At 70.3% G+C, this 26,205-nt stretch carries 26 protein-coding genes; 8 read left to right on the top strand and 18 right to left on the bottom strand.

Annotated features, from left to right (window positions below; all coding sequences use genetic code 11):
- Positions 1 to 51 precede the first annotated feature (51 nt).
- The gene (locus ACYF6T_RS27650; protein WP_461699755.1) at positions 52 to 1,428 is read left to right on the top strand and encodes an ABC transporter ATP-binding protein; all 1,377 of its coding nucleotides are present in this window, start codon (positions 52 to 54) and stop codon (positions 1,426 to 1,428) included.
- Positions 1,425 to 2,300 (top strand): ABC transporter permease, encoded by an 876-nt coding sequence (locus ACYF6T_RS27645; RefSeq protein WP_461699754.1) that lies wholly within the window; start codon positions 1,425 to 1,427, stop codon positions 2,298 to 2,300. The genes ACYF6T_RS27650 and ACYF6T_RS27645 overlap by 4 nt, the downstream gene beginning before the upstream one ends.
- Before the next feature lie 10 nt (positions 2,301 to 2,310).
- On the opposite strand, the gene ACYF6T_RS27640 is transcribed toward ACYF6T_RS27645, so the two are convergent.
- Positions 2,311 to 2,643 (bottom strand): ATP/GTP-binding protein, encoded by a 333-nt coding sequence (locus tag ACYF6T_RS27640; RefSeq protein WP_461699752.1) that lies wholly within the window; start codon positions 2,641 to 2,643, stop codon positions 2,311 to 2,313.
- Positions 2,644 to 2,864: 221 nt separating this feature from the next.
- Here ACYF6T_RS27640 and ACYF6T_RS27635 point away from each other — a divergent pair, with 221 nt between their 5' ends.
- Positions 2,865 to 3,893, top strand: coding sequence for an LLM class flavin-dependent oxidoreductase (locus tag ACYF6T_RS27635; RefSeq protein ID WP_461699751.1), 1,029 nt, complete (start codon positions 2,865 to 2,867; stop codon positions 3,891 to 3,893).
- Between the two features lie 83 nt (positions 3,894 to 3,976).
- On the opposite strand, the gene ACYF6T_RS27630 is transcribed toward ACYF6T_RS27635, so the two are convergent.
- Positions 3,977 to 4,369, bottom strand: coding sequence for an SCO5389 family protein (locus ACYF6T_RS27630; protein ID WP_461699750.1), 393 nt, complete (start codon positions 4,367 to 4,369; stop codon positions 3,977 to 3,979).
- Positions 4,370 to 4,680: 311 nt separating this feature from the next.
- On the opposite strand from ACYF6T_RS27630, the gene nucS reads away from it, so the two are divergent.
- Positions 4,681 to 5,352: an endonuclease NucS gene (nucS, locus tag ACYF6T_RS27625; RefSeq protein WP_461699749.1), complete on the top strand. Its 672-nt coding sequence runs from the start codon at positions 4,681 to 4,683 to the stop codon at positions 5,350 to 5,352.
- A gap of 11 nt (positions 5,353 to 5,363) precedes the next feature.
- Here nucS and ACYF6T_RS27620 read toward each other — a convergent pair whose 3' ends face one another.
- From ACYF6T_RS27620 to ACYF6T_RS27605, 4 genes are all read right to left on the bottom strand, one after another.
- The gene (locus ACYF6T_RS27620) at positions 5,364 to 7,877 is read right to left on the bottom strand and encodes an ATP-binding protein (RefSeq protein ID WP_461699748.1); all 2,514 of its coding nucleotides are present in this window, start codon (positions 7,875 to 7,877) and stop codon (positions 5,364 to 5,366) included.
- 257 nt (positions 7,878 to 8,134) lie between these two features.
- The gene (locus ACYF6T_RS27615; protein ID WP_461699746.1) at positions 8,135 to 8,458 is read right to left on the bottom strand and encodes an STAS domain-containing protein; all 324 of its coding nucleotides are present in this window, start codon (positions 8,456 to 8,458) and stop codon (positions 8,135 to 8,137) included.
- A gap of 175 nt (positions 8,459 to 8,633) precedes the next feature.
- On the bottom strand, positions 8,634 to 9,482 hold the full coding sequence (locus tag ACYF6T_RS27610; RefSeq protein WP_461699745.1) for a 3-hydroxyacyl-CoA dehydrogenase family protein: 849 nt from the start codon (positions 9,480 to 9,482) through the stop codon (positions 8,634 to 8,636).
- A 138-nt stretch (positions 9,483 to 9,620) separates the two neighbouring features.
- The gene (locus ACYF6T_RS27605; RefSeq protein WP_461699744.1) at positions 9,621 to 10,262 is read right to left on the bottom strand and encodes a TetR/AcrR family transcriptional regulator; all 642 of its coding nucleotides are present in this window, start codon (positions 10,260 to 10,262) and stop codon (positions 9,621 to 9,623) included.
- An 80-nt stretch (positions 10,263 to 10,342) separates the two neighbouring features.
- Between ACYF6T_RS27605 and ACYF6T_RS27600 the strand changes: the two genes are divergently transcribed.
- From ACYF6T_RS27600 to ACYF6T_RS27585, 4 genes are all read left to right on the top strand, one after another.
- On the top strand, positions 10,343 to 11,128 hold the full coding sequence (locus tag ACYF6T_RS27600) for an ABC transporter ATP-binding protein (protein ID WP_461699743.1): 786 nt from the start codon (positions 10,343 to 10,345) through the stop codon (positions 11,126 to 11,128).
- Positions 11,129 to 11,141: 13 nt separating this feature from the next.
- Positions 11,142 to 11,891 carry an ABC transporter permease gene (locus tag ACYF6T_RS27595; RefSeq protein ID WP_461699742.1) on the top strand — a complete coding sequence of 250 codons (750 nt, stop codon included), beginning with the start codon at positions 11,142 to 11,144 and terminating at the stop codon, positions 11,889 to 11,891.
- 13 nt (positions 11,892 to 11,904) lie between these two features.
- On the top strand, positions 11,905 to 12,477 hold the full coding sequence (locus tag ACYF6T_RS27590) for a cob(I)yrinic acid a,c-diamide adenosyltransferase (RefSeq protein WP_461699741.1): 573 nt from the start codon (positions 11,905 to 11,907) through the stop codon (positions 12,475 to 12,477).
- A gap of 139 nt (positions 12,478 to 12,616) precedes the next feature.
- Entirely contained in the window at positions 12,617 to 14,452 is a 1,836-nt protein-coding gene (locus ACYF6T_RS27585; protein ID WP_461699740.1) for a glycosyl hydrolase family 18 protein, read from the top strand.
- Between the two features lie 362 nt (positions 14,453 to 14,814).
- On the opposite strand, the gene ACYF6T_RS27580 is transcribed toward ACYF6T_RS27585, so the two are convergent.
- From ACYF6T_RS27580 to ACYF6T_RS27525, 12 genes are all read right to left on the bottom strand, one after another.
- Complete coding sequence (locus tag ACYF6T_RS27580; protein WP_200699345.1) at positions 14,815 to 15,261, bottom strand: DUF2550 domain-containing protein; 447 nt, start codon at positions 15,259 to 15,261, stop codon at positions 14,815 to 14,817.
- A gap of 142 nt (positions 15,262 to 15,403) precedes the next feature.
- Entirely contained in the window at positions 15,404 to 15,778 is a 375-nt protein-coding gene (locus ACYF6T_RS27575; protein WP_053850769.1) for a F0F1 ATP synthase subunit epsilon, read from the bottom strand.
- Between the two features lie 109 nt (positions 15,779 to 15,887).
- Positions 15,888 to 17,324 (bottom strand): F0F1 ATP synthase subunit beta, encoded by a 1,437-nt coding sequence (gene atpD, locus ACYF6T_RS27570; RefSeq protein WP_461699738.1) that lies wholly within the window; start codon positions 17,322 to 17,324, stop codon positions 15,888 to 15,890.
- Positions 17,324 to 18,241 (bottom strand): F0F1 ATP synthase subunit gamma, encoded by a 918-nt coding sequence (locus tag ACYF6T_RS27565; protein WP_461699736.1) that lies wholly within the window; start codon positions 18,239 to 18,241, stop codon positions 17,324 to 17,326. The genes atpD and ACYF6T_RS27565 overlap by 1 nt, the downstream gene beginning before the upstream one ends.
- 21 nt (positions 18,242 to 18,262) lie before the next feature.
- Positions 18,263 to 19,852, bottom strand: coding sequence for a F0F1 ATP synthase subunit alpha (gene atpA / locus ACYF6T_RS27560; RefSeq protein ID WP_461699734.1), 1,590 nt, complete (start codon positions 19,850 to 19,852; stop codon positions 18,263 to 18,265).
- A 131-nt stretch (positions 19,853 to 19,983) separates the two neighbouring features.
- Positions 19,984 to 20,799, bottom strand: coding sequence for a F0F1 ATP synthase subunit delta (locus ACYF6T_RS27555; protein ID WP_461699733.1), 816 nt, complete (start codon positions 20,797 to 20,799; stop codon positions 19,984 to 19,986).
- Positions 20,796 to 21,332: a F0F1 ATP synthase subunit B gene (locus ACYF6T_RS27550; RefSeq protein ID WP_461699782.1), complete on the bottom strand. Its 537-nt coding sequence runs from the start codon at positions 21,330 to 21,332 to the stop codon at positions 20,796 to 20,798. The genes ACYF6T_RS27555 and ACYF6T_RS27550 overlap by 4 nt, the downstream gene beginning before the upstream one ends.
- A 51-nt stretch (positions 21,333 to 21,383) precedes the next feature.
- Positions 21,384 to 21,611 (bottom strand): ATP synthase F0 subunit C, encoded by a 228-nt coding sequence (gene atpE / locus ACYF6T_RS27545; RefSeq protein WP_461699732.1) that lies wholly within the window; start codon positions 21,609 to 21,611, stop codon positions 21,384 to 21,386.
- A 77-nt stretch (positions 21,612 to 21,688) separates the two neighbouring features.
- Positions 21,689 to 22,519, bottom strand: coding sequence for a F0F1 ATP synthase subunit A (gene atpB / locus ACYF6T_RS27540; RefSeq protein WP_461699730.1), 831 nt, complete (start codon positions 22,517 to 22,519; stop codon positions 21,689 to 21,691).
- A 225-nt stretch (positions 22,520 to 22,744) separates the two neighbouring features.
- Positions 22,745 to 23,176, bottom strand: coding sequence for a hypothetical protein (locus tag ACYF6T_RS27535; RefSeq protein ID WP_461699729.1), 432 nt, complete (start codon positions 23,174 to 23,176; stop codon positions 22,745 to 22,747).
- A 280-nt stretch (positions 23,177 to 23,456) separates the two neighbouring features.
- Complete coding sequence (locus tag ACYF6T_RS27530) at positions 23,457 to 24,752, bottom strand: MraY family glycosyltransferase (protein ID WP_461699728.1); 1,296 nt, start codon at positions 24,750 to 24,752, stop codon at positions 23,457 to 23,459.
- A gap of 150 nt (positions 24,753 to 24,902) precedes the next feature.
- Positions 24,903 to 26,144, bottom strand: coding sequence for a serine hydroxymethyltransferase (locus ACYF6T_RS27525; RefSeq protein ID WP_461699727.1), 1,242 nt, complete (start codon positions 26,142 to 26,144; stop codon positions 24,903 to 24,905).
- Between the last annotated feature and the right edge of the window lie 61 nt (positions 26,145 to 26,205).

The following is a 26,205-nucleotide window of genomic DNA, read 5'->3' as shown; positions in this document are numbered from 1 at the left end:
TTACGGGGGGCGTGTGCCCCGCTGTGCTGAACCTTTCGATGGGTGCGGAGCATGATCGAGGCAGTCGGCCTGACCAAGCGCTACGGCGACAAGACCGCTGTGTACAACCTTTCGTTCCAGGTGCGGCCCGGTGCCGTCACCGGCTTCCTGGGGCCCAACGGCTCCGGCAAGTCGACGACGATGCGGATGATCCTCGGCCTGGACAACCCCACCGCGGGGCAGGTGACGATCGGCGGTCACCCGTACGCGAAACTGCCGAACGCCCCCCGTCAGGTGGGCGCCCTGCTGGACGCCAAGGCCGTGCACGGCGGCCGCTCGGCCCGCAACCACCTGCTGAGCCTGGCCCAGCTGTCCGGCATCCCGGCCCGGCGGGTCGACGAGGTGCTGGGCGTGGTGGGCCTGCACGACGTGGCCAGGAAGCGGTCCAAGGGCTTCTCGCTCGGCATGGGGCAGCGGCTCGGGATCGCCGCGGCGCTGCTCGGCGACCCGCAGGTGCTGCTCTTCGACGAGCCGGTCAACGGACTCGACCCCGAGGGCATCCTGTGGGTGCGCAACCTGATGAAGGCGCTCGCGGCGGAGGGGCGTACGGTCTTCGTCTCCTCCCACCTGATGAGCGAGATGGCGCTGACCGCCGACCACCTCATCGTCATCGGGCGCGGGCAGTTGCTGGCCGACATGAGCGTGCAGGAGTTCATCGCCGCGAACTCGGCCGGGTTCGCGCGGGTGCGCACCCCGGACACCGAGCCGCAGCTGCGCGAGAAGCTGACGTCCGCGCTGACCGAGGCGGGCGGCCACGTGCTGCCGGAGCAGGACGGCGCGCTGCGGGTGACGGGACTGCCGCTGCCCCGCATCAGCGACCTCGCGCACGAGGCCGACGTACGCCTGTGGGAGCTCTCGCCGCATCAGGCCTCCCTGGAGGAGGCGTACATGCGGATGACGCAGGCCGCCGTCGACTACCGCTCCACGACCGACCAGAAGGCCGGTCTGATGCAGCCCCTGCCGCCCGGCGCCCAGCCGCCGATGCCGGTCCCCGGCCAGGGCCAGCCGGGCTGGTACGCCCCGCCGCCCCCCGGAGCGGGCGGCACCCCGTTCGCCATGCCCCAGGGCACCCCGGGCCCGTACGGCGACGGACGGCCCCAGCCGGGCCCGTACGGCGCCCCGAGCGCCCCCGGCACCGGACAGCCGAACCCCTACGCCCAGCAGCCACAGCAGCCCGCCCAGGCCCCCCAGACGCCCGCCCGGCCGGCGTCCGCGCCCCAGCCGCCGGCTTCCGCTCCCGCTCCGGCTCCCGCCGAGCAGGCTCCCGCGGCCGCCCCGCAGCCCGCGGCGGCCCAGGGCGGGCAGCCCGCCCCTTCGCCGACGCCCGCCCCCGCCGCCGCTCCCGCGCAGCCCGGCACCGACCTGACCAAGTCCGAGGACGCCCGATGAGTACGCCCCAGCCCCCGATGCCGCAGGCCGCCGTATCCGACTGGCAGGTGGCGGCCGGTTCGCCGTATCCGAACGGCTACACCTCGCCGATCCCGGTCGTGCGCGCACACCTCGGGCACGCGATCGCCTCCGAGTGGACGAAGATCCGGTCCGTGCGCTCGACGATGTGGACGCTCGGCGTGTTCGTCCTGCTGGTCGTCGGCATCGGCCTGCTCGTGGCCGCGCTGGTCTCCGCCAACGACGGCGAGAGCGGCCTGTCGGACCAGAACCCGCTGTCGTTCGGCGTCTTCGGGCTGCTGCTCGGCAGCATGTGCATCATCACCCTCGGCGTGCTGACCACCGCCTCGGAGTACGGCACCGGCATGATCCGCACGACCATGACCGCCTGCCCGTCGCGGGCCCGCGTGCTGGCCGCGAAGGCGATCGTGTTCTTCCTGGTGGCGTTCACCGTGACGTTCGCCTCGGTGCTCGTCGTCGCCCTCGCCGACGTGGCGATCCTGGACGGCGCCAAGGACCCGACCGGCACCGAGTGGCTGAAGGGCACCGTCGGCATCTCGCTCTACATCGCGCTGCTCGGCCTGCTCTCGCTCGTCGTCGGCTCGATCATCCGGCACTCCGCGGGCGCCATCACCATCATGATCGGCCTGGTCCTGGCCCCGCTGGTGATCGCGCTGTTCATGTTCTCCTCCGCCCTGGAGGACCTGCGCAACGCCCTGTTCGACTACTCGATCCCGAACCAGCTCAGCGTCTTCTACACCAACTCCCTCAGCGACTCCGGCCCCACCGGCTGGGACCCGCTGTGGATCGTGCTCGGCGTCACGGCCGCCGCCTTCGCCGGGGCGGTGGCCCTGCTGCGGAGCCGGGACGTGTGAGCCGCGGGGCTCAGAACCGCGGCGCGTTACGGGACCGCTGCACCCGCGTGGTGCGGCGGTCCTTGGCGTTCCAGCAGGCCTTGTGCCAGTGCCGCCGGTCGTCGACGCCCGCGTGCTCCGGCCAGGCCACCACGTGCGGGACGCCGGAGGGGATCAGCTGGTCGCAGCCCGGGCAGCGGTACGTCTTGCCCTCGGCGCTGGCGCCCGCCACGTGCCGCACGCTCCAGTCCTCGCCCCGCCAGCTCTCGCTGGACTGCCAGCCGCCGTAACGGCCGGACCGGTCGTCCTCGGCGCTCCGCGCGGACGAGCCGGTTCCCTTGGGTCGGTTGCGACGCGGGGACACAGGACACCTCACCGGGCTATACAGGAAGCAGGGCTCGTGTCCAGCCTACGCGGGCCCGGCAGGGGTACGCGTACGGGCACCAACCCCCGCAAGTCCCCCTCGGCGGCCGCCGATTCGGCACACAATCCGGAAATCTCTCCGCCAGGCCGTGTCCTCGGCACGTGTCAGACGGTTATGCCGGGTGGGGGAGCTCCGTGTCGGAGCCAAGGAAGCAGGAAAACATGCACGTGGGAAGTTTCGTGTTGGCAGCCCAGTTCCCCGGTCAGGGCCAGGGGGAGGCGCTGCACCGCGCGGTCCGTACGGCGGAGGTCGCCGAGGAGGCGGGGCTCGACTCGGTCTGGCTGGCCGAGCACCACTTCGTGCCGTACGGCACCTGCCCGTCCGCGGTCACCCTGGCCGCCTTACTGCTCGGCCGCACCCGCCGCATCCGGGTCGGCACGGCGGTGAGCGTGCTGCCCACCGCCCACCCGGTGGCGCTCGGCGAGCAGGCCGCGCTGCTGCACGTCACCTCCGGCGGGCGGTTCTCGCTGGGCGTGGGGCGCGGGGGTCCGTGGGTCGACCTGGAGGTCTTCGGCACGGGTCTCGCGGCCTACGAGAAGGGGTTCCCGGAAGCACTGGATCTGCTGGTGCGCTGGCTGCGCGAGCCGTCTGTGGCGGCCGACGGGGAGCGGTTCCGCTTCCGTGAGGTGCCCGTCGTGCCCCGGCCGTCACAGGCCCTGTCGGAGGCGCCCGGGCCCGAGGTGCTCGTCGCGTGCACCTCGCCGGCGAGCGTGCGGCTGGCGGCGGAGCGGGGGCTGCCGATGCTGCTCGGGATGCACGTCGGGGACGAGGAGAAGGCCGAGATGGTCGCCCTGTGGCGGCAGCACGCGCGCGCCGCGGGCCGTCCGGCGGAGGAGATCCGCCACGCGGGCCATGTCTCGGCCGGCGTCTGCCAGCTCGCGGACCGGCGCACGGACGCGGTGGAGGTGCTGACGAAGGCGATGCCGGGCTGGCTGCGGCAGGGGCTCGACGCGCACGTCACGGTGGACGGCCGGGCGCGGGGCATGCGCGACCCGCTCGCCTACACCGAACTGCTCTGCGGGCTGCACCCGGTGGGCACCCCGCGGCTCGCCGCCGACCGGCTCGCCGCGACCAGCGAGCGGACCGGCATCTCCCGCTTCGCCCTGCTGGTGGAGGGCTCGGGAGACCTCACGGCCACCGAGGAGAACGTACGGCGGCTCGGTGCCGAGGTTCTCCCGCACCTCGGCTGAACCGCCCTGTCCGGCACGGAGCTTGCCGCCCCAGTACTGAATGCACCTCCCGCGTATGGAGCGGCAAGCCGGCGACTCGCGGCTCAGCAGTCCCGGAACTCCGGGGACTGGTTGAGCACTTGACTGCGCACCGAGGTGAAGCGGGCCAGCGTCCCGTCGACCGACGAGTCCATCGGGAAGACCGCCACCCGGTGGCAGTTCTGGAAGGCCAGCCGCACACCGAAGTGCCGCTGCAGGGCGCCGCGTATCGCGTCACTCGCCAGCGCACGCAGCAGCTGACCGCGTGCCTGCTCGTCCGGCGGGGGCGTCTGGTTGTCGGCGAAGTCTCCGCCGTCCACCTTCAGCTGGGCCACCAGGGAGCTGATCATCTCCCATGCGTAGGGCAGGGAGGTCCGGACGCAGTCGACGAATTCCGCTTCGTCGACCTCGCCTCGCTCGGCCTTTTCGAGTAGGGCCGGTGAGACGTCGAGCGACATGGGTTCTCCTCTCGCACCCCCGTGATCGACGGGGGTTGCCGGACAGATAAGGGAGTCCGCGATTACCAGCACGCTGTGTACACGCCTCGCGACCTCCCGTTCCCTACGGTAGGCAACCGACGGTGACCGCACCAGGCGAACGCGTACATAGGCAGGCCTCGTTGGGCACACAATCGGCCACGACTGAACAGGGGTGGTCATACGTTTTCCGGGACAACAGGGGCGGCCCGCAGGGCCTCGTTCGAGGGGGGTGGCGGGAGACGGGAGGGCGAATCGCGTGAGCTCCGGTCTGTCGAGTAGCGTTGCCGACCATGCGTCTCGTCATTGCCCGGTGTTCCGTCGACTACGCGGGCCGGCTCACCGCCCATCTCCCCTCCGCGCCCCGTCTGATCCTGGTCAAGGCGGACGGCAGTGTGTCGATCCACGCGGACGACCGGGCCTACAAGCCCCTCAACTGGATGTCGCCGCCCTGCACGCTGAAGGAGGGGGACGGGGACGACAAGGGCGTCTGGACCGTCACCAACAAGGCGGGCGAGAAACTGATCATCACGATGGAGGAGATCCTCCACGACTCCTCGCACGAACTGGGCGTGGACCCCGGTCTGATCAAGGACGGCGTGGAAGCGCACCTCCAGGAACTCCTCGCCGACCGCATCGAGACCCTCGGCGAGGGCTACACGCTCATCCGGCGCGAGTACATGACCGCCATCGGGCCCGTCGACATCCTCTGCCGGGACGCCGAGGGCCAGACGGTCGCGGTCGAGATCAAGCGGCGCGGTGAGATCGACGGCGTGGAGCAACTCACGCGCTACCTCGACCTGTTGAACCGCGACCCGCACCTCGCCCCGGTCCGCGGCATCTTCGCGGCCCAGGAGATCAAGCCCCAGGCCCGTGTGCTGGCCACGGACCGGGGCATCGGCTGCCAGATCCTGGACTACGACGCCCTGCGCGGCATCGAGGACGACAAGCTGCGGTTGTTCTGACGCCGCGACGCTCAGATCACCGAGCCGGCGGAGCCGCTCGGGGTGCCCGCACTCGTGGTGGTCTCGGCCGGGGCGCTGCTGGAGGCGGAGCCGCTGGCCGAGGTGTTGGTCGTCGGGGTGTCCGTCGGCGGCTGCGACGTCGAGTCGGACGGTGACGGCGACGAGGACTGGGACGGTGTCTGCGATGCCGTCTTGGAAGGCGTCGGGCTCGAAGACGGTGACTTCGACGGCGACTTGGACGGCGAGTGCGACGACCCCCCGCTCCCGGAACCGCCGGAACCCTTCGTCCCGCTCGGGTCGTCCGACGGCGTCGTCCCGTCGGACGGTGGCGTCGGATCGTCCGACGTGCCGAACGTGCCGTCGGGGCCCGGGTCGGTCGGGCGGCTGGTGGCCGTGCCGGTGTCGCCGGAGGCGTTGCCCGCGTCGTTCTTGGGCGTGTCCGCGCCGAGGGAGCCGTCGTCGAGGCCCGCGCTGGCCGACGGGTTGACGTTGACGTTGTCGGACGGGTTGTCGGCGCCGTTGTTCGACGTCGCGCCCAGCGTCACCACCGTGCCCAGCACCGCCGCGAGCAGCGCGCCCGCGCCGGCCGCGACGAGGTTGCGGCGGGCGAGGCCCCGCAGCCCCGCCCGGTGCGGCTTGGGCGGCGTACCGGGCCCGGCCGTGGCACGGTGGACGACCACCGTGGCGGTGTCCCCCGTGGACGGGAACGCGGCCGGCACGCCTCCCGGCGGCGACTGGGACTCCTCCGAGCGCGCGTCCGGCACCTCCTCCCCCGCCGTCGAGCCGAAGCCCGGCACCGTGCCGGAGCGGTCGGCGACCAGGGCGAGGGCGCGGCGGCCGGCGACGGTGCCGCGCTTGTCGGCGAGGGCTCCGCGCAGGCCGATGGAGGTCTCCAGCTCGGCGCGGGCCCGGTCGAGCTGTCCCTCGCAGAGCGCGAGGACGCCCAGTTCGTGGTGGAAGTAAGCCTGTTCGGACACCTCGCCGGCCAGCCGGGAGGCCTCGGCGCCGGCGCGCAGGGCGCGCTCCCAGGCGCTCCAGTGCAGGCCCGCGGCGAAGGCGGGCGCCGCGGTGCGGGCCAGCTGCACGGTGACGGACTCCTCGCCCTCGGCGGGCGGGGTCGTGCCCGGCACCAGCACGCCGAGCGCGGCGAGCAGGGCGTCGGCCTCGGCGCAGACGCGTTCCGGGGTGACCGAGGGGTGGCCGGCCCACCAGGCGTAGTGCCGGGCGGCGGCCAGGGCCTGGGCCTCGACGTCGTCGGCGTATCCGGCGGCCTCCAGCTGCTGGAGCACGCCGGCCGCGAGGCGGTAGCGGGAGCCGACCGGGGAGACCAGTCCGCAGGCGGCGAGTTCGCCGAGGGCGGCGTCGGCGTGGGTGTCGCCGACGAGGGCGGGCAGATGGGCCTGATGGGGTATCTCGCCGCCGAGCGCGACGGCGAAGCGCAGGGTGGCGCGGGCGGAGGCGCTGAGCCGGGCGGCGAGCAGCGGCGCGGGCGCGGCGGCCTCGCCGAGCGAGGGCAGGGGCGTCTCGTCGCCGTCCTCGGCGCCGAACGGCGTCTCGAAGGGGGCGTCGACCGGCAGGGCGTCGGCGAAGACGCCGAACTCGTCGACGGCGTCGGCCCCGGCCCGCAGCTGGTCGCGCTGGCGCAGCAGGGCGCCGGCCTGGACGAACCGCAGGGGCAGGCCCTCGGACTCGAACCAGAGGTCGCCGGCCCAGTTGGCCTCCTCCTCGGTGAGCGCCCGGCCGGCGACGCGCTCCAGGATGTCGACGCCGGCGGCGCGTTCGAGGCCGGTGAGGACGACCTCCTCGACGGCGGAGTCGGCGGACGGCGCGGGCACGTCCGGCGTGGCGCCGATCAGGAACGCGCACTCGGGCGTGGCGTCGAGCAGTTCGTCCAGGGCGGCGCCGCCGAACTCGATGTCGTCGAGGACGACGACCGCGCCGACGTCCCGGACGCAGGCGAGCAGTTCGTCCCGGTCCGGGCGGCACAGGGGTGCGTCGTGGACGGCGTAGAAGAGGTCGTGCAGCAGGTCGTCGGCGGTGCGGTGGAAGCCGCTGAGGCGTACGACGCCGTCGGGGGCGAGGTCCGCGCAGTCCTCGGCGACGACGTCGAGGAGGCTGGTGCGGCCGGAGCCGGCGGGGCCGGTGAGCCGGACCGAGCGGCCGCGGGCGAGGAGGCGGACCAGGCGCTCGCGCTCGTCCTGGCGCTCCAGCAGCGGCAGCGCGGGCAGGGCGGGCCCGGGCGGGACGGGCGCCTTGGCGGCGCGGTCCACCTCCGCCCGCTCAGCGGCGCCGAGCTTCTCGGGCCGGCCGGGGCGTTCTCCCGGCGGGCAGGGCTCTATCTCGCTGCCGTCGACGGGGTTGACGGTGAGCAGGTGGTCGCCCGCGACGAGTTGCACGGTGCGGGCGAGCGCGGGCGCGTGCTGGCCGAAGTCGGGTGTGAGGGGGTCCCTGGACGGGCGCGGGCGCGGCGTGTCGCCGTCACCCTCATGGCCGTACTCCTCGGGTCCCCGGTTGTTCGGGTCCATAGGTTCAAGCCCCCCAAAAGCGATCGTGTGCCGATACAGCCCCTCCCGGCCTTGCCGCACACCTCGCTGTCGCTTCTGGTCCGGTGCCCGCTGAGGGTTTCGCTGACGGCGGGCAGCCGAACCCTAAACCTTCGCACAGTATCTACGACAGCCCGGGGTACCGCGCCGTCCGAGACGTCACAGTCTCATGAGGATTGCGCTGACCTGCGCCTCTCGGCCGGAACGTGCGGCCGCCCCCGTCCCACGCGTGCCGGAGGTCACACGCGGGGCAGCGACTCCACCCCGATGCCCCCCTCGATCGCCAGGATCCGGTGCAGCCGGGTGGCCACCAGCAGGCGCTGCATCTGCGGCGGTACGCCGCGCAGCACCAGGCGCCGGCCGCAGCGGCCGGCCCGCCGGTGGACGCCCATGATCACCCCGAGTCCGGTGGCGTCCCAGGAGTCCAGTTCGGACAGGTCGAGCACCAGGTCGCCGGCTCCGTCGTCGACGGCCGTGTGCAGGACCGTACGGGCGTCCGCCGCGCTGCGGACGTCGAGGCGGCCCCCGACGACCAGCTCGGCGTGGTCGCCCCTGATGTGCATATGCGCTCCCCGTGCGTGCGGTTGCGTGCTCGTACTCCATGACGGTGGCTGTGCAACGTCTGACTGCTCCAGCGGCGACCAGGTTGCCGTCTGTAAGCGAACCGATACCGAATTCACCCCCAGGAGTGAGACTCCTGGGGCCTGTGCGGTTTCAGTGGCGGTACGTACGGATGGATCAGTACGTGTAGAAGCCCTGCCCGCTCTTGCGTCCGATGTCACCGGCGTCCACCATCCGGCGCATCAGCTCCGGCGGGGCGAACTTCTCGTCCTGCGACTCGGTGTAGATGTTGCTGGTGGCGTGCAGCAGGATGTCGACGCCGGTCAGGTCCGCCGTGGCCAGCGGGCCCATCGCGTGGCCGAAGCCCAGCTTGCAGGCGAGGTCGATGTCCTCGGCGCTCGCCACGCCCGACTCGTACAGCTTGGTGGCCTCGACGACGAGCGCCGAGATCAGGCGGGTCGTCACGAAGCCGGCGACGTCGCGGTTGACGACGATGCAGGTCTTGCCGACGGACTCGGCGAACCGCCGTGCGGTGGCCAGGGTCTCGTCGCTCGTCTTGTAGCCGCGGACCAGCTCGACGAGCTGCATCATCGGCACCGGCGAGAAGAAGTGCACGCCGACGACCCGTTCGGGGTGCTCGGTGGCCGCCGCGATCTTGGTGATCGGGATCGCGGAGGTGTTGGAGGCGAGCACGGTGTCGTCCCGCACGATCTTGTCGAGCGTGCGGAAGATCTCGTGCTTGACCTCCAGTTTCTCGAAGACGGCCTCGACGACGACGTCCGCGTCCGCCGCGGCGTCCAGGTCGGTGGTCGTGGTGATCCGGCCGAGCGCGGCGTCGGCGTCGTGCGCTTCGAGCCTGCCCTTGGCGACGAACTTCTCGTACGACGCCTGGATACCGCCGACGGCACGGTCCAGTGCCTCGTCGGTGACGTCGCGCAGGACGACGTCCCAGCCCGCCTGCGCGGAGACCTGGGCGATGCCGGAACCCATCAGGCCGGCGCCGATGACGGCGAGCTTCCGTGCCACGTCTGCGACTCCCCTTTGAAACGCCTTACACACCGTTTGCGTATGCCTCTTCGGCGGACCTTAGCGTCCGTGAGGTGCCGTGTGACCGGTAAGTAATGCGCGTCACGTCTCATCTGACGGACATCACACCGGCACGGCTCATTCCGCGCCTCGTACGGCGTAGTTGAGCACCTTCTCGCTCAACAGCTCCTCGATGTCGTCGAGGAGGGTGAGCGTCTCGCGCGACACTTCATCCGGTTTGCGCCCCTTGACCATCTCGCGGCCGACGGTGCCCACGACCGTGTTGTGGACCCAGCAGATCTGACCGGCGATCAGGCCGGGCAGCGGGTCGCCGGGGGCCGCGCCGGTCTCCGCGCGCAGGGTCGCCGTCAGGTTCTCCTGCGTCTCCTGCTGCATCGCCCACAGCCGGGCGCGCAGCGCCGGCGCCTCGTGGACGACGCGCATGAAGCGGTCGTAGCCCTCCATCAGCCCGAGGCGCGGCGAGACGGCCGTGAGCTCGTCGCGCAGTTCGCGCAGGACGGCGGCGGCGGCCGACTCGCCCGCGTCCCGGGCGCGCACCCAGCGCGACAGCCGTTCCAGGACGCCCTGGCTGCGGTCGAAGAAGAGGTCCTCCTTGGCCGGGAAGTAGTTGTAGACGGTGTTCACCGAGACGTCGGCGGCCTGGGCCACGTCGGCCATGGTGACCGCCCCGAAGCCGCGCTCCAGGAACAGCCCGGTGGCGATGTCCGAGATGCGCTGCCTGGTCTCGCGCTTCTTCCGCTCCCTGAGCCCCTCTGCCATGGGGGGATCCTAGCTGTTCCTGGGCTCCCTGAAATTTTGGAGGCATTGTAAAATTTAAGGCTCTCTGTTTTTCTGGTGCCATGCCAGCAGTCATCACCGCGGCCGCCCTGGCCCGCACCTTCCCGACCAGGCACGGCCCCGTCGAGGCCGTGCGCGGCATCGACCTCACCGTCCACGAGGGCGAGATCCTCGGCTTCCTCGGCCCGAACGGCGCCGGCAAGACGACCACCCTGCGCATGCTGACGACCCTGCTCGCCCCGACCGGCGGCTCGGCCGCGGTCGCCGGGCACGACCTGGCGACCGACCCCGCCGGAGTGCGGCGGGCGTGCGGGTACGTCGCGCAGTCGGGCGGCCTCGATCCGCAGCTCACCGCCCGGGAGGAACTCGTCACCCAGGGCCGGCTGTACCGCCTGGCGAAGGGGCAGGCCGTCTCGCGCGCCGAGGAGTTGGCGCGCGAGCTCGGCATCCACGACCTGCTCGAACGCAAGTGCGGCACCCTCTCCGGCGGTCAGCGCCGCCGCCTCGACATCGCGATGGCGCTCACCCACCGCCCCCGAGTGCTGTTCCTGGACGAGCCGACGACGGGTCTGGACCCCGGCAGCCGCGCCGATCTGTGGCGGCTGATCCGCCGGCTGCGCGACGAGCACGGCACCACGGTGTTCCTGACGACCCATTACCTGGACGAGGCCGACGCCCTCGCCGACCGCCTGGTGATCGTCGACCACGGCACGGTCGTCGCCGACGGCACGCCGAGCGCCCTGAAGCTGGCGCACGCGGGCTCGGTCGACGCCACGCTCCAGGACGCGTTCCTCGCGATCACCGGCCGCGGTCCCCTGCCGGCCGACGCAGCCCCCGTAGCCGTATAGGAGTCCGGAAGAGATGCTGCTCCACGACACCGGCCTGATCTACGGCCGCTATCTCCGTCAGTCCCTCCGCTCCCGCCTCGCCCTCCTCTTCGGCCTGCTGATGCCGCTGCTGTACCTGCTGTTCTTCGGTCCCCTGCTGACCCGCCTGCCGCTGGACTCGCGCGGCACCAGCTGGCAGGTCCTGGTGCCCGGCCTGCTGCTGCAACTGGCGCTGTTCGGCGGGTCGTTCGCCGGCTTCGCGATCATCATCGAGAAGGGGCAGGGCGTGCTGGAGCGGTTGCGCGTGACGCCGGTCAGCCGGCTGGCGCTGCTGCTCGGGCGGGTCCTGCGGGACGCCACGGTCCTCGTCTTCCAGGCGGTGCTGCTCGTGCTCGCGGCGGTGGCGATGGGCCTGCGCGCTCCGCTGCCCGGAGTCCTGATCGGCTTCGCCTTCGTGGCCCTGCTGACCCTCGCGCTGGGCTCGCTCTCCTACGCGCTCGCCCTGAAGGTCGCCACACCCCAGGAGTTCGCCCCGGCGGTCAACGCGCTGACGCTGCCCTCCATGCTCCTGTCCGGCCTGATGCTCCCCATGACCCTGGCCCCGGCCTGGCTGGACGTGCTGTCCCACCTCACCCCGTTCCGCTATCTGGTGGACGCCGTGCGGGACGCCTACGTGGGCTCGTACGCGACGGATCACATGCTGTACGGCCTGCTGGTGGCCGTCGCCTTCGCGGCGGCGGCCGTGACGGTGGGCACACGCGTGTTCCGGACGGCCGGGGCGTAATTACGCTGGCCCCATGGTCAATCTGACGCGCATCTACACCAGGACCGGCGACCAGGGCACCACCGCCCTCGGCGACATGAGCCGGGTCGCCAAGACCGATCTGCGGATCGCGGCCTACGCCGACGCCAACGAGGCGAACGCGGTGATCGGCACGGCGATCGCCCTGGGCGGTCTGGACGAGGAGGTCGTCGAGGTCCTCACCCGCGTGCAGAACGACCTGTTCGACGTGGGGGCGGACCTGTCGACGCCGGTGGTGCGGGACCCGAAGTTCCCGCCGCTGCGGGTGGAGCAGTTCTACGTCGACAAGCTGGAGGCGGACTGCGACCGCTTCAACGAGCGTCTGGAGAAGCTGCGCTCCTTCATCCTCCCCGGCGGCACCCCGGGCGCGGCCCTCCTGCACCAGGCCTGCACGGTCGTCCGCCGTGCCGAGCGGTCGACCTGGGCCGCCCTGGAGGTGCACGGCGAGACGATGAACCCGCTGACCGCCACCTACCTCAACCGCCTCTCCGACCTCCTGTTCATCCTGGCCCGCACGGCGAACAAGGACGTCGGCGACGTGCTGTGGGTGCCCGGCGGAGAGCGCTGACCGGGGGCGACGACTGCGCCGGCCGAGAGAACTGGTCCAGACCTATTGACCCGTGGTCCAGACCTTTCTATTCTCGCGGCACCGTGGGCGTGAAGGCTCAGTCATGCCCCTGACACCCCCAATATGAGGGAGGCGCAGCATGCGCTTCAAACACAGAGCCGCGGCAGGGTTCGCGACCCTGTTGCTCCCCCTGGCCGGTCTGGTCGGTCTCTCGGGCCCCGCCCAGGCCGCGGCGGACGCCACCGGTGCCACGGCCACCTACACCAAGACCCAGGACTGGGGCACCGGCTTCGAAGGCAAGTGGACGGTCACCAACACCGGGTCCAGCAGCATCAGTTCGTGGACGATCCAGTGGGACTTCCCGTCCGGCACGGCCGTCACCTCGGCCTGGGACGCGGACGTCACCTCCTCCGGCACCCACTGGACCGCCAAGAACAAGTCCTACAACGGCACCCTCGCCCCGGGCGCCTCCGTCTCCTTCGGCTTCAACGGCACGGGATCCGGATCGCCCAGCAACTGCACGCTGAACGGCGGCAGTTGTGACGGCGGTACGACCGTCCCGGGCGACGCGGCGCCGTCCGCGCCCGGCACCCCGACCGCGTCGGGCATCACGGACACCTCGGTGAAGCTCAGCTGGACGGCCGCCACCGACGACAAGGGCGTCAAGAACTACGACGTCCTGCGCGACGGCAAGGTCGTCTCCACGGTGACCTCCACCTCCTACACCGACACCGGCCTGACCGCCGGCACCGACTACTCCTACACCGTGCAGGCCCGCGACACCGCCGACCAGACCGGACCGGTCAGCGGCGCGGTCGCCGTGCACACCACGGGCGGCACCACCACTCCCCCGACCACCGGCGACAAGGTCAAGCTCGGCTACTTCACCGAGTGGGGCATCTACGGCCGCAACTACAACGTCAAGAACCTGGTGACGTCCGGCTCCGCGTCGAAGATCACGCACATCAACTACGCCTTCGGCAACGTCACCAACGGCCAGTGCGCGATCGGCGACTCCTACGCCGACTACGACAAGGCGTTCACCGCCGACCAGTCGGTCAGCGGCGTCGCCGACACCTGGGACCAGCCGCTGCGGGGCAACTTCAACCAGCTGCGCGAGCTGAAGGCCAAGTACCCGAACATCAAGGTGCTGTGGTCCTTCGGCGGCTGGACCTGGTCCGGCGGCTTCGCGCAGGCGGCGGCCAACCCGACCGCGTTCGCGGAGTCCTGCTACAACCTGGTCAAGGACTCCCGCTGGGCCGACGTCTTCGACGGCATCGACATCGACTGGGAGTACCCGAACGCCTGCGGGCTGAGCTGTGACACCAGCGGGGCGGCGGCCTTCAAGAATGTGATGGCCGCGCTGCGCGCGAAGTTCGGCTCCTCCGCCCTGGTCACCGCGGCCGTCACCGCGGACGGCTCCACCGGCGGCAAGATCGAGGCCGCCGACTATGCGGGCGCCGCGCAGTACGTCAACTGGTACAACGTGATGACGTACGACTTCTTCGGCGCCTGGGACGCCCAGGGCCCGACCGCCCCGCACTCCCCGCTCACCTCCTACTCCGGCATCCCCAAGGCGGGCTTCACGACCGCCGACGCGATGGCCAAGTACAAGGCGATCGGGGTCCCCGCCTCGAAGCTGCTCATCGGCATCGGCTTCTACGGCCGCGGCTGGACGGGCGTGACGCAGGACGCGCCCGGCGGCACGGCGACGGGTCCGGCGGCCGGCACCTACGAGCAGGGCATCGAGGACTACAAGGTGCTCAAGACGTCCTGCCCGGCGACCGGCACGATCGCGGGGACGGCGTACGCGCACTGCGGCAGCAACTGGTGGTCGTACGACACCCCGGCCACCATCGGCACCAAGATGGCGTGGGCCAAGTCCCAGGGCCTGGGCGGCGCCTTCTTCTGGGAGTTCAGCGGTGACACCAGCAACGGGGAGCTGGTGAGCGCCCTCAGCAGCGGTCTGGGCTGACGGCCGGAAAACCCCACCAGGGGCGCGCGGTGCATGCCGCGCGCCCCTGGCGTGCGCGGGAGGGGGCCATCCGGCCCGGCCGGCAGGAAGGTCGGCAGGTGCGGCAGGCCGCCGACCGGGAACATCCTGTATCTCAGGCAGTAAACGGAATGACTCATTCTGGGGGGAAGAATGAAACGCAGGTCCCACAGGCCACGCAGGAACGAGCGGCCCGCACCGTCCAGGGCGGTGACCTACGGGGGATTCGCGGGGGCGACGGCCGCGGCACTGCTGGCCGTGTCGCCGGTGAGCGTCACGGTGACGTTGAGCCCGGAGCGGCCCACGGTCGTGGCCTCGCAGGCCGATCTCCCGAACCCGGTGTGTCAGGCCACGTTGACCCGCTGACCGGGAGGCGCCGCCTCCAGCCAGGCCAGGAACCCCGTCAACGCGTCCTCGCTCATGGCGAGTTCGAGGCGGGTGCCGCGGTGCAGACAGGTCAGCACGACGGCGTCGGAGAGGAGGGCCAGCTCCTCCTCCCCCTCGGGCAGCCGGCGGCCGGCGACCTCGATGGCGGCGCGCTCCAGGACACGGCGCGGCCGGTAGGCGTAGGAGAAGACGCGGTACCACTCGATGCGGTCGCCGTTGTACCGGGCGACGCCGTAGCTCCAGCCTTTTCCGCTGGTGTCGGGTTTCTCGGGGACGTCCCAGCGCAGGGAACAGTCGAAGGTGCCCCCGGAGCGCTGGATCAGTCTGCGGCGCAGCCCGAAGACGAACAGCCCCAGCACCACCAGGGCCACGACGATTCCGCACACAGTCAGAGCGAGGACCATCGACACCGACCTCCTCGTCTCCTAGGTACCGAATACAGGTAACGGAACGGAAAAAACATCCATATCTGCCTCAGCCGCGACCGGCTCCGGATTGCTCCGGTTCCGATCGCGGCTGAGTGACGTCATACAGCTCCGCGCGGCCTCAGCGCGTGGCCGCCGCACGCAGTCGTACGTCCGCGCGGCGCTCGGCGGCGGCGTCGCCCTCCGCCTTCGCCCGCTCCAGCTCGCGCTCCGCGCGCTGGACGTCGATCTCGTCCGACAGCTCGGCGATCTCGGCCAGCAGCGACAGCTTGTTGTCCGCGAACGAGATGAAACCGCCGTGCACCGCGGCGACGACCGTCCCACCGTCACTCGTACGGATGGTCACCGGGCCCGACTCCAGCACACCGAGCAGCGGCTGGTGACCGGGCATGACGCCGATGTCGCCGGACGTGGTGCGCGCGACGACCAGGGTGGCCTCGCCGGACCAGACCTCTCGGTCGGCCGCGACCAGCGCGACGTGCAGCTCAGCAGCCAAGGTGGCTCCTCGGGTCACCACCCGGCGGTTTGGCCGGGTGTTGGTTACAAGTCTAGTAGGCGTACGAAGGGGGGCGGGACGCGCCCGCCCCCCTTCACGAGCGCGAAGCTCAGGAAACGCCGAGTTCCTTCGCGTTCTTCTTCAGGTCCTCAAGACCACCGCACATGAAGAACGCCTGCTCCGGGAAGTGGTCGTACTCGCCGTCGCAGATCGCGTTGAAGGCCGCGATCGACTCGTCCAGCGGGACGTCCGACCCGTCGACGCCGGTGAACTGCTTGGCGACGTGGGTGTTCTGGGACAGGAAGCGCTCCACGCGACGGGCACGGTGGACGACGAGCTTGTCCTCCTCGCCGAGCTCGTCGATACCGAGGATCGCGATGATGTCCTGGAGGTCCTTGTACTTCTGCAGGATCGTCTTGACGCGCATGGCGGCGTCGTAGTGGTCCTGCGCGATGTAGCGCGGGTCCAGGATGCGGGACGTGGAGTCCAGCGGGTCCACGGCCGGGTAGATGCCCTTCTCCGAGATCGGACGGGACAGAACCGTCGTCGCGTCGAGGTGGGCGAAGGTGGTGGCCGGGGCCGGGTCGGTCAGGTCGTCCGCAGGGACGTAGATCGCCTGCATCGAGGTGATCGAGTGACCGCGGGTGGAGGTGATGCGCTCCTGGAGGAGGCCCATCTCGTCGGCCAGGTTCGGCTGGTAACCCACCGCGGAGGGCATCCGGCCGAGCAGCGTGGAGACCTCGGAACCGGCCTGCGTGAAGCGGAAGATGTTGTCGATGAAGAACAGCACGTCCTGCTTCTGGACGTCACGGAAGTACTCGGCCATGGTCAGGCCGGCCAGCGCGACGCGCAGACGGGTGCCCGGGGGCTCGTCCATCTGACCGAAGACCAGGGCGGTCTTGTCGATGACGCCCGAGTCGGTCATCTCCTCGATGAGGTCGTTGCCCTCACGGGTGCGCTCGCCGACACCGGCGAACACGGAGACACCGTCGTGGTTGTTAGCGACACGGTAGATCATCTCCTGGATGAGCACCGTCTTGCCGACGCCGGCGCCGCCGAACAGACCGATCTTGCCGCCCTTGACGTACGGGGTCAGCAGGTCGATGACCTTGACGCCGGTCTCGAACATCTCGGTCTTCGACTCGAGCTCGTCGAAGTTCGGGGCCTTGCGGTGGATCGGCCAGCGCTCGCCGTCGTAGGACTCGTCGACGTTGAGCACCTCACCGAGGGTGTTGAACACCTTGCCCTTGGTGAAGTCGCCGACCGGCACGGAGATGGAGGCGCCGGTGTCGACGACCGGGGCCTGGCGGACCAGGCCGTCGGTGGGCTGCATGGAGATGGTGCGGACCAGGCCGTCACCCAGGTGCTGGGCGACCTCCAGGGTCAGCGTCTTCTTCTCGCCCGCGTTCGCCGGGTCGGAGACCTCGACGTGCAGGGCGTTGTAGATGTCCGGCATCGCGTCGACGGGGAACTCCACGTCGACGACCGGGCCGATGACCCGGGCGACGCGGCCCGTAGCCGTCGCGGTCTCAACAGTGGTGGTCATTAGCGGTCACTCCCCGCGGTCGCGTCGGCCAGGGCGCTCGCGCCACCGACGATCTCGCTGATTTCCTGGGTGATTTCGGCCTGGCGGGCCGCGTTGGCAAGACGGGAGAGCGTCTCGATGAGCTCGCCCGCGTTGTCGGTGGCCGACTTCATCGCGCGCCGCGTGGCGGCGTGCTTGGAGGCGGCCGACTGGAGCAGCGCGTTGTAGATACGGCTCTCCACGTAGCGCGGCAGCAGGGCGTCGAGGACGTCCTCCGCCGAGGGCTCGAAGTCGTAGAGCGGGAGGATCTCGCCCTGCGGCTTCGCCTCCTTCGCCACCTCTTCGAGGCTGAGCGGCAGCAGACGGTCGTCGAGCGCCGTCTGCGTCATCATCGAGACGAACTCGGTGAAGACGATGTGGAGTTCGTCCACGCCGCCGTCGGCCGTGTCCTTCTCGATGGCCTCGATCAGCGGGGCCGCGACCTTCTTGGCGTCGGCGTACGACGGCTCGTCGGTGAAGCCGGTCCACGACTCCGCGATCTTGCGCTCACGGAAGTTGTAGTGGGCGACACCACGGCGGCCGACGATGTAGATCTCGACCTCCTTGCCCTCGCGCTCCAGCCGCTCGGTGAGCTGCTCCGCCGTCTTGATGGCGTTGGAGTTGAAGGCACCGGCAAGCCCTCGGTCGCTCGTCAGGAGCAGCACCGCGGACCGCGTGACCGTCTCGGCCTGCGTGGTCAGCGGGTGCTTGGTGTTCGAGCCGGTACCGACCGCCGTGACCGCACGCGTCAGTTCCTGCGCGTACGGCGTGGAGGCGGCCACCTTGCGCTGCGCCTTGACGACGCGCGAGGCGGCGATCATCTCCATCGCCTTGGTGATCTTCTTGGTCGCGGTGACGGATCGGATGCGACGCTTGTAGACCCGGAGCTGGGCTCCCATGAGTCAGGTCCCTTCCTTACGTCACTTGGCGGCGGCCGGGGCGTCCTCGCCGAGAAGCTTGCCGTCCGAGGTCTCGAACTGCTTCTTGAAGTCGGCGATCGCGTCGGCAACGGCGCTGAGGGTGTCGTCCGACATCTTGCCGCCCTCCTTGATGGAGGTCATGAGGCCCTGCTCCTTGCGGTGCAGGTACTCGAGGAGCTCCTTCTCGAAGCGGCGGATGTCGTTGACCGGGACGTCGTCCATCTTGCCGGTGGTGCCGGCCCACACCGAGACGACCTGGTCCTCGGTCGACATCGGCTGGTACTGCGCCTGCTTCAGCAGCTCGACCATGCGCTGACCGCGCTCCAGCTGCGCCTTCGAGGCGGCGTCCAGGTCGGAACCGAAGGCGGCGAACGCCTCCAGCTCGCGGAACTGGGCGAGGTCGACGCGCAGTCGGCCGGAGACCTGCTTCATCGCCTTGTGCTGCGCGGAACCACCGACTCGGGAGACGGAGATGCCGACGTTCAGCGCGGGGCGCTGACCGGCGTTGAACAGGTCCGACTCCAGGAAGCACTGGCCGTCGGTGATGGAGATGACGTTGGTCGGGATGAACGCCGAGACGTCGTTGGCCTTGGTCTCGACGATCGGCAGACCCGTCATCGAGCCCTTGCCCATCTCGTCGGAGAGCTTGGCGCAGCGCTCCAGGAGGCGGGAGTGCAGGTAGAAGACGTCACCGGGGTAGGCCTCGCGGCCCGGCGGACGGCGCAGCAGCAGCGACACGGCGCGGTAGGCGTCGGCCTGCTTCGACAGGTCGTCGAAGATGATCAGCACGTGCTTGCCGGCGTACATCCAGTGCTGGCCGATGGCCGAACCGGTGTAGGGCGCCAGGTACTTGAAGCCGGCCGGGTCGGACGCCGGGGCGGCGACGATGGTCGTGTACTCCAGCGCGCCGTTCTCCTCCAGCGCGCGGCGGACCGACGCGATGGTGGAGCCCTTCTGGCCGATGGCGACGTAGATGCAGCGCACCTGCTTGTTCGGGTCGCCCGAGCGCCAGTTGTCGCGCTGGTTGATGATCGTGTCGACGGCCAGGGCGGTCTTGCCGGTCTGGCGGTCGCCGATGATCAGCTGACGCTGACCGCGGCCGATCGGGGTCATCGCGTCGACGGCCTTGTAGCCGGTCTCCATCGGCTCGTGCACCGACTTGCGCTGCATGACCGTGGGGGCCTGCAGTTCGAGGGCGCGGCGGCCGTCGGTCTCGATCTCACCGAGGCCGTCGATCGGGTTGCCGAGCGGGTCGACGACGCGGCCGAGGTAGCCCTCGCCGACCGCGACGGAGAGCACCTCGCCGGTGCGCGTGACCGGCTGTCCCTCCTCGATGCCGCTGAACTCACCGAGGACGATGGCGCCGATCTCGCGCTCTTCCAGGTTGAGCGCGAGGCCGAGGGTGCCGTCCTCGAACTTCAGCAGTTCGTTGGCCATGGCCGAGGGCAGGCCCTCGACCTTCGCGATGCCGTCGCCGGCAAGGGTGACCGTACCGACCTCCTCGCGCGAGGCCGCGTCCGGCTTGTACGACTGGACAAAGTTCTCCAGCGCGTCCCGGATCTCCTCCGGCCGGATCGTGAGCTCCGCCATCTGGGTTCCCTGCTCTCCTTGTTGGGCCCGAAGTTTCACTTGGGGGGTATGGGGACTCCCCCCAATGAGAGGTGAATCCTCTGCACGGCCCAACATGGGCCGTAGGTACGTACTGCGTATTGAGTTGCTGCTCAGCTCGCCAGGCGGCGGCCGGCGTCCTCGATGCGGTCCGCGATCGAGCCGTTGATGACCTCGTCGCCGACCTGCACCCGGATCCCGCCGAGGACCTCGGGGTCCACGTCGAGGTTGAGGTGCATCGGGCGGCCGTAGAGCTTGGCCAGGGCGGCGCCCAGGCGCTGCTTCTGCTGGTCGCTCAGCGGAACCGCCGAGGTGACGACGGCCACCATGCGGTTACGGCGATCGGCGGCGAGCTTGGACAGGGACTCCAGTCCCGTCTCCAGGCTACGTCCCCGCGGCGCGGTCACAAGACGCGTCACGAGGCGCTCGGTCACCGGGGCGGCCCGTCCGCCGAGCAGCCGGTGCAGCAGCTCGACCTTGGCCGGGGTGGCGGCCTTGCGGTCGGTGAGCGCGGCGCGCAGCTCGGTGGAGCCGGAGACGATCCGGCCGAACCGGAACAGCTCGTCCTCGACGTTGTCGAGCGTGCCCGCCTTCTGGGCGGCGGTGAGGTCGGCCGTGGCGGCCAGCTCCTCCAGGGCGTCCACCAGGTCGCGCGACTGCGACCAGCGGGAGCGCACCATGCCGGACACCAGGTCGGCGGCGGCTCCGCTGACCTGGCCGCCGAGCAGGCGCCGGGCCAGTTCGGCCTTGGCTTCGCCGGCCTGCGCCGGGTCGGTCAGGACCCGACGCAGCGACACCTCCCGGTCGAGCAGCGCGGTGACGGCGGCCAGCTCGTCGGCGAGCGAGCCGGCGTCCACGGACGTGGAGTCCGTCAGCGCGTCGAGACGCTCGCGTGCGGCTGCCAGGGCCTCGCGGCTCGCTCCGTTCATCGGGTGGCCTCGGCCTTCTCCTCGAGCTCACCGAGGAAGCGGTCGATCACACGGGACTGCCGGGCGTGGTCCTCCAGGGACTCCCCGACGAGCTTGCCGGCCAGTTCGGTGGCGAGCTTGCCGACGTCCTGGCGCAGCGCGGACGCGGCGGCCTTGCGGTCGGCCTCGATCTGCGCGTGACCGGCGGCGATGATCTCCTCGCGCTGACGCTGGCCTTCGGCGCGCATCTCGGCGATCAGGGCGGCGCCCTGCTCCTGCGCCTCCTGGCGCAGCCGCGCGGCCTCGTGCCGGGCCTCGGCGAGCTGGGCCTTGTACTGTTCGAGGACGCTCTGGGCCTCGGTCTGAGCGGCCTCGGCCTTCTCGATACCGCCCTCGATGGCCTCCCGGCGCTGCTCCAGAACCTTGTTGATGTTCGGAAGAAGCTTCTTGGCGAGGAAGCCGAAGACGATGACGAAGGCGATCAGGCCGATGACAAGCTCGGGCCACGGCGGAACGAGGGGGTTCTCCTTCTCCGCCTCGGCCGCCAGAACCATGAGGTTCACATCAGTGCCTTTCGTCGAATACGGCTGGTCGGGAGGTTCGTCTTAGTAGACGAACGGCATGACCAGACCGATGAGGGCGAGCGCCTCACAGAAGGCGAAGCCCAGGATCTGGTTGGCGCGGATCAGACCGGCCGCCTCGGGCTGACGGGCGAGGGCCTGGGTGCCGTTACCGAAGATGATGCCGACGCCGACGCCGGGGCCGATGGCGGCGAGACCGTAACCGACGGAGCTGAGCGAACCGTCAACGGCAGCAAGCATCTGAGAGGACATGCCAGTTCTTCCTTCTCTTTACGGACCGGTGGGGGTTGGCCACCGGACGACTATGGGGGGTGTGCTGGGGGGTGCGCTCAGTGGTGCTCGGCGAGCGCGCCCTGGATGTAGGAGCAGGTCAGCAGGACGAAGACGTATGCCTGGACGGCCTGGATGAAGAGCTCGAACGCTGTCATCACGATCGTCATCGAGAACGACACGGCGGAGTAGGCGATGCCGATGCCGTTGAGCATGTACCAGCTGGCGACGGTGAAGAGCACCAGCAGCGTGTGGCCGGCGAACATGTTGGCGAAGAGCCGGACGGCGTGCGTGAACGGGCGGACGATCAGGTTCGAGAAGAACTCGATCAGCATGGCCAGCGGGAGCACCGCGCCGAGCGACTTGTCGTAGCCGGTGATGTTCTTGAAGGCGCCGACGAAGCCGTGCCGCTTGAAGGTCAGCGAGACCCACAGGACGTACACGATCAGGGCCAGGACCGCGGGGTAGGCGATGATCGACGTCACCGGGAACTGGGCGACGGGGATGACCGACCAGAGGTTCATCATCCAGACGAAGAAGAACAGCGAGACGACGAGCGGGACGTACTTCTCGCCCTCCTTCTTGCCGATCGTCTCGTAGACGATGCCGCGGCGCACGAAGTCGTAGCCGGCCTCGGCGACCATCTGCAGCTTGCCCGGGACGACCTTGGGCCGGCGGAACGCGGTCCAGAAGAAGCCCACCACGATGATGGAACCGAGCAGGGCCAGCAGCATCGGCTTGTTGAAGTAGAAGCCGTTGCCGTCGGCGTCCCCCCACAGCGGCTCGAAGAGGAACGAGTGCAGGCCCGGGGAGACTTGGTCGAAGCCACAACCGTCGAACAGGTGGCAGCTCGAGTCGAAAGCGAGCGTCTGCGTCGGGTCAGCACTCACCGCGGGCTCCTTCAGCGTGGCGCATAGGTACGGCAACCTCGTTGTGTCGGCGCGGCACGGGGCCGCGGTTCGGCACGGGACTGGTGTTACGGATGTGGGGGCGGCTGGGGGGCATCTCGCCTCGCGATTGAGCAGGCGTCAGCTCGGATGCCCGCGCCCGCGATGCCGCAGTTGGCACCGGACGATAGCAGGAGACCTCACGCGTCTTTATCCCGGCCCTACCCCTCACGACGAGTGCCCCGAGTTGGCGGGCTTGTCGCTCGAATCGGGCTCGACGTAAAGGATCTTGGACTTCATGTGGGCACGCGTCTGCGCGGCGATCCAGGCGAGGGTGCCGGCGACGAGCGTGATCGCGAAGGCCCGGGGGTGGAACAGCGTCGTGTGCTTGAAGATCGCGACGAAGACGGCCATCAGCAGGATCTGCGCCGTGTAGAGCATCAGGCCCATCGCCTGGAACAGGTGCGGAAGCGATTTGGCAGTGCGCTGCAGAACGTAGAGCCCAAGTCCCATGAAGAGGATGACGATCAGCGTCGCGACCACCGCCCCGACCGCGCCCTTGCCACCCGCGACCACACCGCTGACGACGGCGGCAATCGCGCCGACGGCAGCCGTGGGCACGGCGGCCTGGGCCAGGATCCGGACGTCATTGGACGGCATGGCGGCAACTCCGCTTTCACAGGGGGCAGGGGTGTCGTCATGGACGAGCGTAGTCCCGGAGGCGAGAGGGGGATCTCACGCCAAGGGACCGTCGCACTACGGTCCTTCGGCTCTGTCCGGGGTTCTCGTGAACCGTATCACAAACTATTTGATGCGGTCTTTACCAAGTGGGTGTGCTTGCTGTCACACATGAGAGTGATGCTGCGCGTCTGTGCAGAAACAGGGCCAACTTGTCTGGTATTGGAGGTCTTTGTTCCCCCACGAGTTGGCAATGCTCTAGTCAGATTCTTACCTTGCGACGCGAACGGGCGCCCAGCGCGGTCGCCCCGTTGACCCCGCTCATACCGGCGCCGACCGGAGTGCGGCTGTCCTCCTCCTCCACCGCGGGCGGCACCTCGGCGGCGGCCGCGCGCCGGCGGTAGCGCGGCGGCACGAAGGCCTCGGCCCACCTCGGGGCCCGCGGCGTGAAGCGCGGCAGCAGAAGCAGCACCAGGCCGATCGCGCTGAGGAACACGATGCCGAGGACGATCCACATGGACGCGGAGTTGACGGAGTAGGCGAGCGCGCCGAAGGCGATCAGCGCCGACCAGAAGTACATGATCAGCACCGCCCTGCTGTGCGAGTGGCCGATCTCCAGCAGCCGGTGGTGCAGGTGACCCCGGTCCGCGGCGAACGGCGACTGGCCGCGCCAGGTGCGGCGCACGATCGCCAGCACCAGGTCGGCGGTGGGCACCGCGATGATCGTCAGCGGCAGCAGCAGCGGGATGTAGACCGGCACCGTCTGGTGCACCGCCGCCTTCTCGGAGCCGGTGAACAGCTTCAGCGCGTCCGGGTCGACCTGCCCCGTGATGGAGATGGCGCCCGCGGCCAGCACCAGGCCGATCAGCATCGACCCGGAGTCGCCCATGAAGATCCGCGCCGGGTGCATGTTGTGCGGCAGGAAGCCGATGCACATGCCCATGAGGATCGCGGAGAACAGCGTCGCCGGAGCGGCGGCCTCGATGCCGTACGAGTACCAGATCCGGTAGGCGTACAGGAAGAACGCGGCGGCCGCGATGCACACCATGCCGGAGGCCAGGCCGTCGAGGCCGTCGACGAAGTTCACCGCGTTGATGGTGATGACGACCAGCGCCACCGTCAGCAGCGTGCCCTGCCACTGGGTCAGCGCCACGTTGCCCACCGTCGGGATCGGCAGCCACAGGATCGTCAGACCCTGCATGACCATCACGCCGGCCGCGATCATCTGGCCGCCCAGCTTGATCAGCGCGTCGATCTCGAACTTGTCGTCCAGGACGCCGATCAGCCAGATGAGCGCCGCTCCGGAGAGCAGCGCCCGTGGCTCGTTCGACTTCTCGAAGACCTCGTTGAGGTTGGTCAGATGGTCCGCGACCAGCAGGCCCGCGCACATGCCGAAGAACATCGCGATCCCGCCCAGCCGCGGAGTGGGTTCCCGGTGCACGTCACGGGCCCTGATCTCCGGCATCGCTCCGGCCACGATCGCGAACTTCCGTACCGGCCCTGTCAGCAGATACGTCACCGCGGCCGTGATGCAGAGCGTCAGCAGGTATTCACGCACGGGCTTCCCCACAGGTCTCGCTGGCCATCTCAGCCCCACACCCTAGCGATGAGCGCATATCTGTGGGGACTTCCGGGTAGCGACGATGGTTGCACGCGTGGCTGTGTGCTCAGGTTGCACCCAGGTGTACGCAGGTGCGCCTACCCCGTCTCACCCGGGATACGGCGGAAATCTACCGGTCAGCCCGCGCACCCGGTCACGCGCCTGCTGCGGTTCGCTCTCCCCGCGCAGCACCCCCGCGCACAGCGCGGCGATCCAGCGCATCTCCTCCTCCCCCATCCCCTGCGTGGTCACGGCGGCCGTGCCCAGCCGCAGCCCGCGGGCGTCCGCGTGCGGCAGGGCGCAGCAGTCCAGCACGATCCCGGCCGCCGCGAGCAGTCCGCGCGCGGTGCGGCCGTCGACGCCGAGCGGCGCGGGGTCGGCGGTGATCAGGTGCGTGTCCGTGCCGCCCGTGGTGACGACCAGCCCCTGCTCCGCCAGCCCGGCCGCGAGAACCCTCGCATTGGCGACCACCCGATGGGCGTACGCGGCGAAGGCGGGGGTCGCCGCCTCCCCGAACGCGACCGCCTTGGCGGCGATGGTGTGCATCTGCGCGCCGCCCTGGGTGAAGGGGAACACGGCCCGGTCCACCCGCTCGGCCAGCTCGCCGCCGCACAGGATCATCCCGCCGCGCGGCCCGCGCAGCACCTTGTGCGTGGTCGCGCAGACGATGTCGGCGTACGGCACCGGGCTCGGCGCCGCTCCCCCGGCCACCAGCCCGATGGGGTGGGCCGCGTCGGCGATCAGATAGGCGCCCACCTCGTCGGCGACCTCGCGGAAGAAGGCGTAGTCGAGGTGGCGGGGGTAGGCGATCGACCCGCAGACGATCGCCTTGGGGCGGTGGCTGCGGGCCAGCGTCCTGACCTGGTCGTAGTCGATCAGGCCCGTCTCCGCGTCCACCCCGTAGCCGACGAAGTCGAACCAGCGGCCGGAGAAGTTGGCCGGTGAGCCGTGGGTGAGGTGGCCGCCGTAGGGCAGCCCGAGGGCGAGGACCGTGTCGCCGGGGCGCAGGAGTGCCGCGTACGCGGCCAGCACGGCGCTCGACCCCGAGTGCGACTGGACGTTGGCGTGCTCGGCGCCGAACAGGGCCTTCGCCCGGTCCACGGCCAGCCGCTCGGCGACGTCCACGATCTCGCAGCCGCCGTGGTGCCGGGCGCCCGGATACCCTTCCGCGTACTTGTTGGCCAGCGGTGATCCGAGCGCGGCCAGCACGGCCGGCGAGGAGAAGTTCTCGGCGGCGACCAGTTGCAGCGACGTCGACTGGCGGTCGAGCTCCCCGAGCAGGATCTCGGCCAGCTCGGGGTCCTGCCGCCGCAGGACGTCGGCGGTCTGAGGGGCGTGCGTGACCGACATGGTGAGCTCCGGGCGACGTGTGGTGAGCGGCTCACCTCCGGGGCGCCCGAGTCGCTGTCGA

The organism is Streptomyces sp. 7R007, from assembly GCF_054850255.1.
This window is presented reverse-complemented; position numbering and strand designations above follow the sequence as displayed.

Bases quoted from the DNA above. Each gene is read 5' to 3' on its own strand.
- ACYF6T_RS27650 (WP_461699755.1), top strand. From the start codon at position 52: ATGATCGAGGCAGTCGGCCTGACCAAGCGCTACGGCGACAAGACCGCT.
- ACYF6T_RS27645 (WP_461699754.1), top strand. From the start codon at position 1,425: ATGAGTACGCCCCAGCCCCCGATGCCGCAGGCCGCCGTATCCGACTGG.
- ACYF6T_RS27635 (WP_461699751.1), top strand. From the start codon at position 2,865: ATGCACGTGGGAAGTTTCGTGTTGGCAGCCCAGTTCCCCGGTCAGGGC.
- ACYF6T_RS27630 (WP_461699750.1), bottom strand. From the start codon at position 4,369: ATGTCGCTCGACGTCTCACCGGCCCTACTCGAAAAGGCCGAGCGAGGC.
- nucS (WP_461699749.1), top strand. From the start codon at position 4,681: ATGCGTCTCGTCATTGCCCGGTGTTCCGTCGACTACGCGGGCCGGCTC.
- ACYF6T_RS27620 (WP_461699748.1), bottom strand. From the start codon at position 7,877: ATGGACCCGAACAACCGGGGACCCGAGGAGTACGGCCATGAGGGTGAC.
- ACYF6T_RS27615 (WP_461699746.1), bottom strand. From the start codon at position 8,458: ATGCACATCAGGGGCGACCACGCCGAGCTGGTCGTCGGGGGCCGCCTC.
- ACYF6T_RS27605 (WP_461699744.1), bottom strand. From the start codon at position 10,262: ATGGCAGAGGGGCTCAGGGAGCGGAAGAAGCGCGAGACCAGGCAGCGC.
- ACYF6T_RS27600 (WP_461699743.1), top strand. From the start codon at position 10,343: ATGCCAGCAGTCATCACCGCGGCCGCCCTGGCCCGCACCTTCCCGACC.
- ACYF6T_RS27595 (WP_461699742.1), top strand. From the start codon at position 11,142: ATGCTGCTCCACGACACCGGCCTGATCTACGGCCGCTATCTCCGTCAG.
- ACYF6T_RS27590 (WP_461699741.1), top strand. From the start codon at position 11,905: ATGGTCAATCTGACGCGCATCTACACCAGGACCGGCGACCAGGGCACC.
- ACYF6T_RS27585 (WP_461699740.1), top strand. From the start codon at position 12,617: ATGCGCTTCAAACACAGAGCCGCGGCAGGGTTCGCGACCCTGTTGCTC.
- ACYF6T_RS27580 (WP_200699345.1), bottom strand. From the start codon at position 15,261: ATGGTCCTCGCTCTGACTGTGTGCGGAATCGTCGTGGCCCTGGTGGTG.
- atpD (WP_461699738.1), bottom strand. From the start codon at position 17,324: ATGACCACCACTGTTGAGACCGCGACGGCTACGGGCCGCGTCGCCCGG.
- ACYF6T_RS27565 (WP_461699736.1), bottom strand. From the start codon at position 18,241: ATGGGAGCCCAGCTCCGGGTCTACAAGCGTCGCATCCGATCCGTCACC.
- atpA (WP_461699734.1), bottom strand. From the start codon at position 19,852: ATGGCGGAGCTCACGATCCGGCCGGAGGAGATCCGGGACGCGCTGGAG.
- ACYF6T_RS27555 (WP_461699733.1), bottom strand. From the start codon at position 20,799: ATGAACGGAGCGAGCCGCGAGGCCCTGGCAGCCGCACGCGAGCGTCTC.
- ACYF6T_RS27550 (WP_461699782.1), bottom strand. From the start codon at position 21,332: ATGGTTCTGGCGGCCGAGGCGGAGAAGGAGAACCCCCTCGTTCCGCCG.
- atpE (WP_461699732.1), bottom strand. From the start codon at position 21,611: ATGTCCTCTCAGATGCTTGCTGCCGTTGACGGTTCGCTCAGCTCCGTC.
- ACYF6T_RS27535 (WP_461699729.1), bottom strand. From the start codon at position 23,176: ATGCCGTCCAATGACGTCCGGATCCTGGCCCAGGCCGCCGTGCCCACG.
- ACYF6T_RS27525 (WP_461699727.1), bottom strand. From the start codon at position 26,144: ATGTCGGTCACGCACGCCCCTCAGACCGCCGACGTCCTGCGGCGGCAG.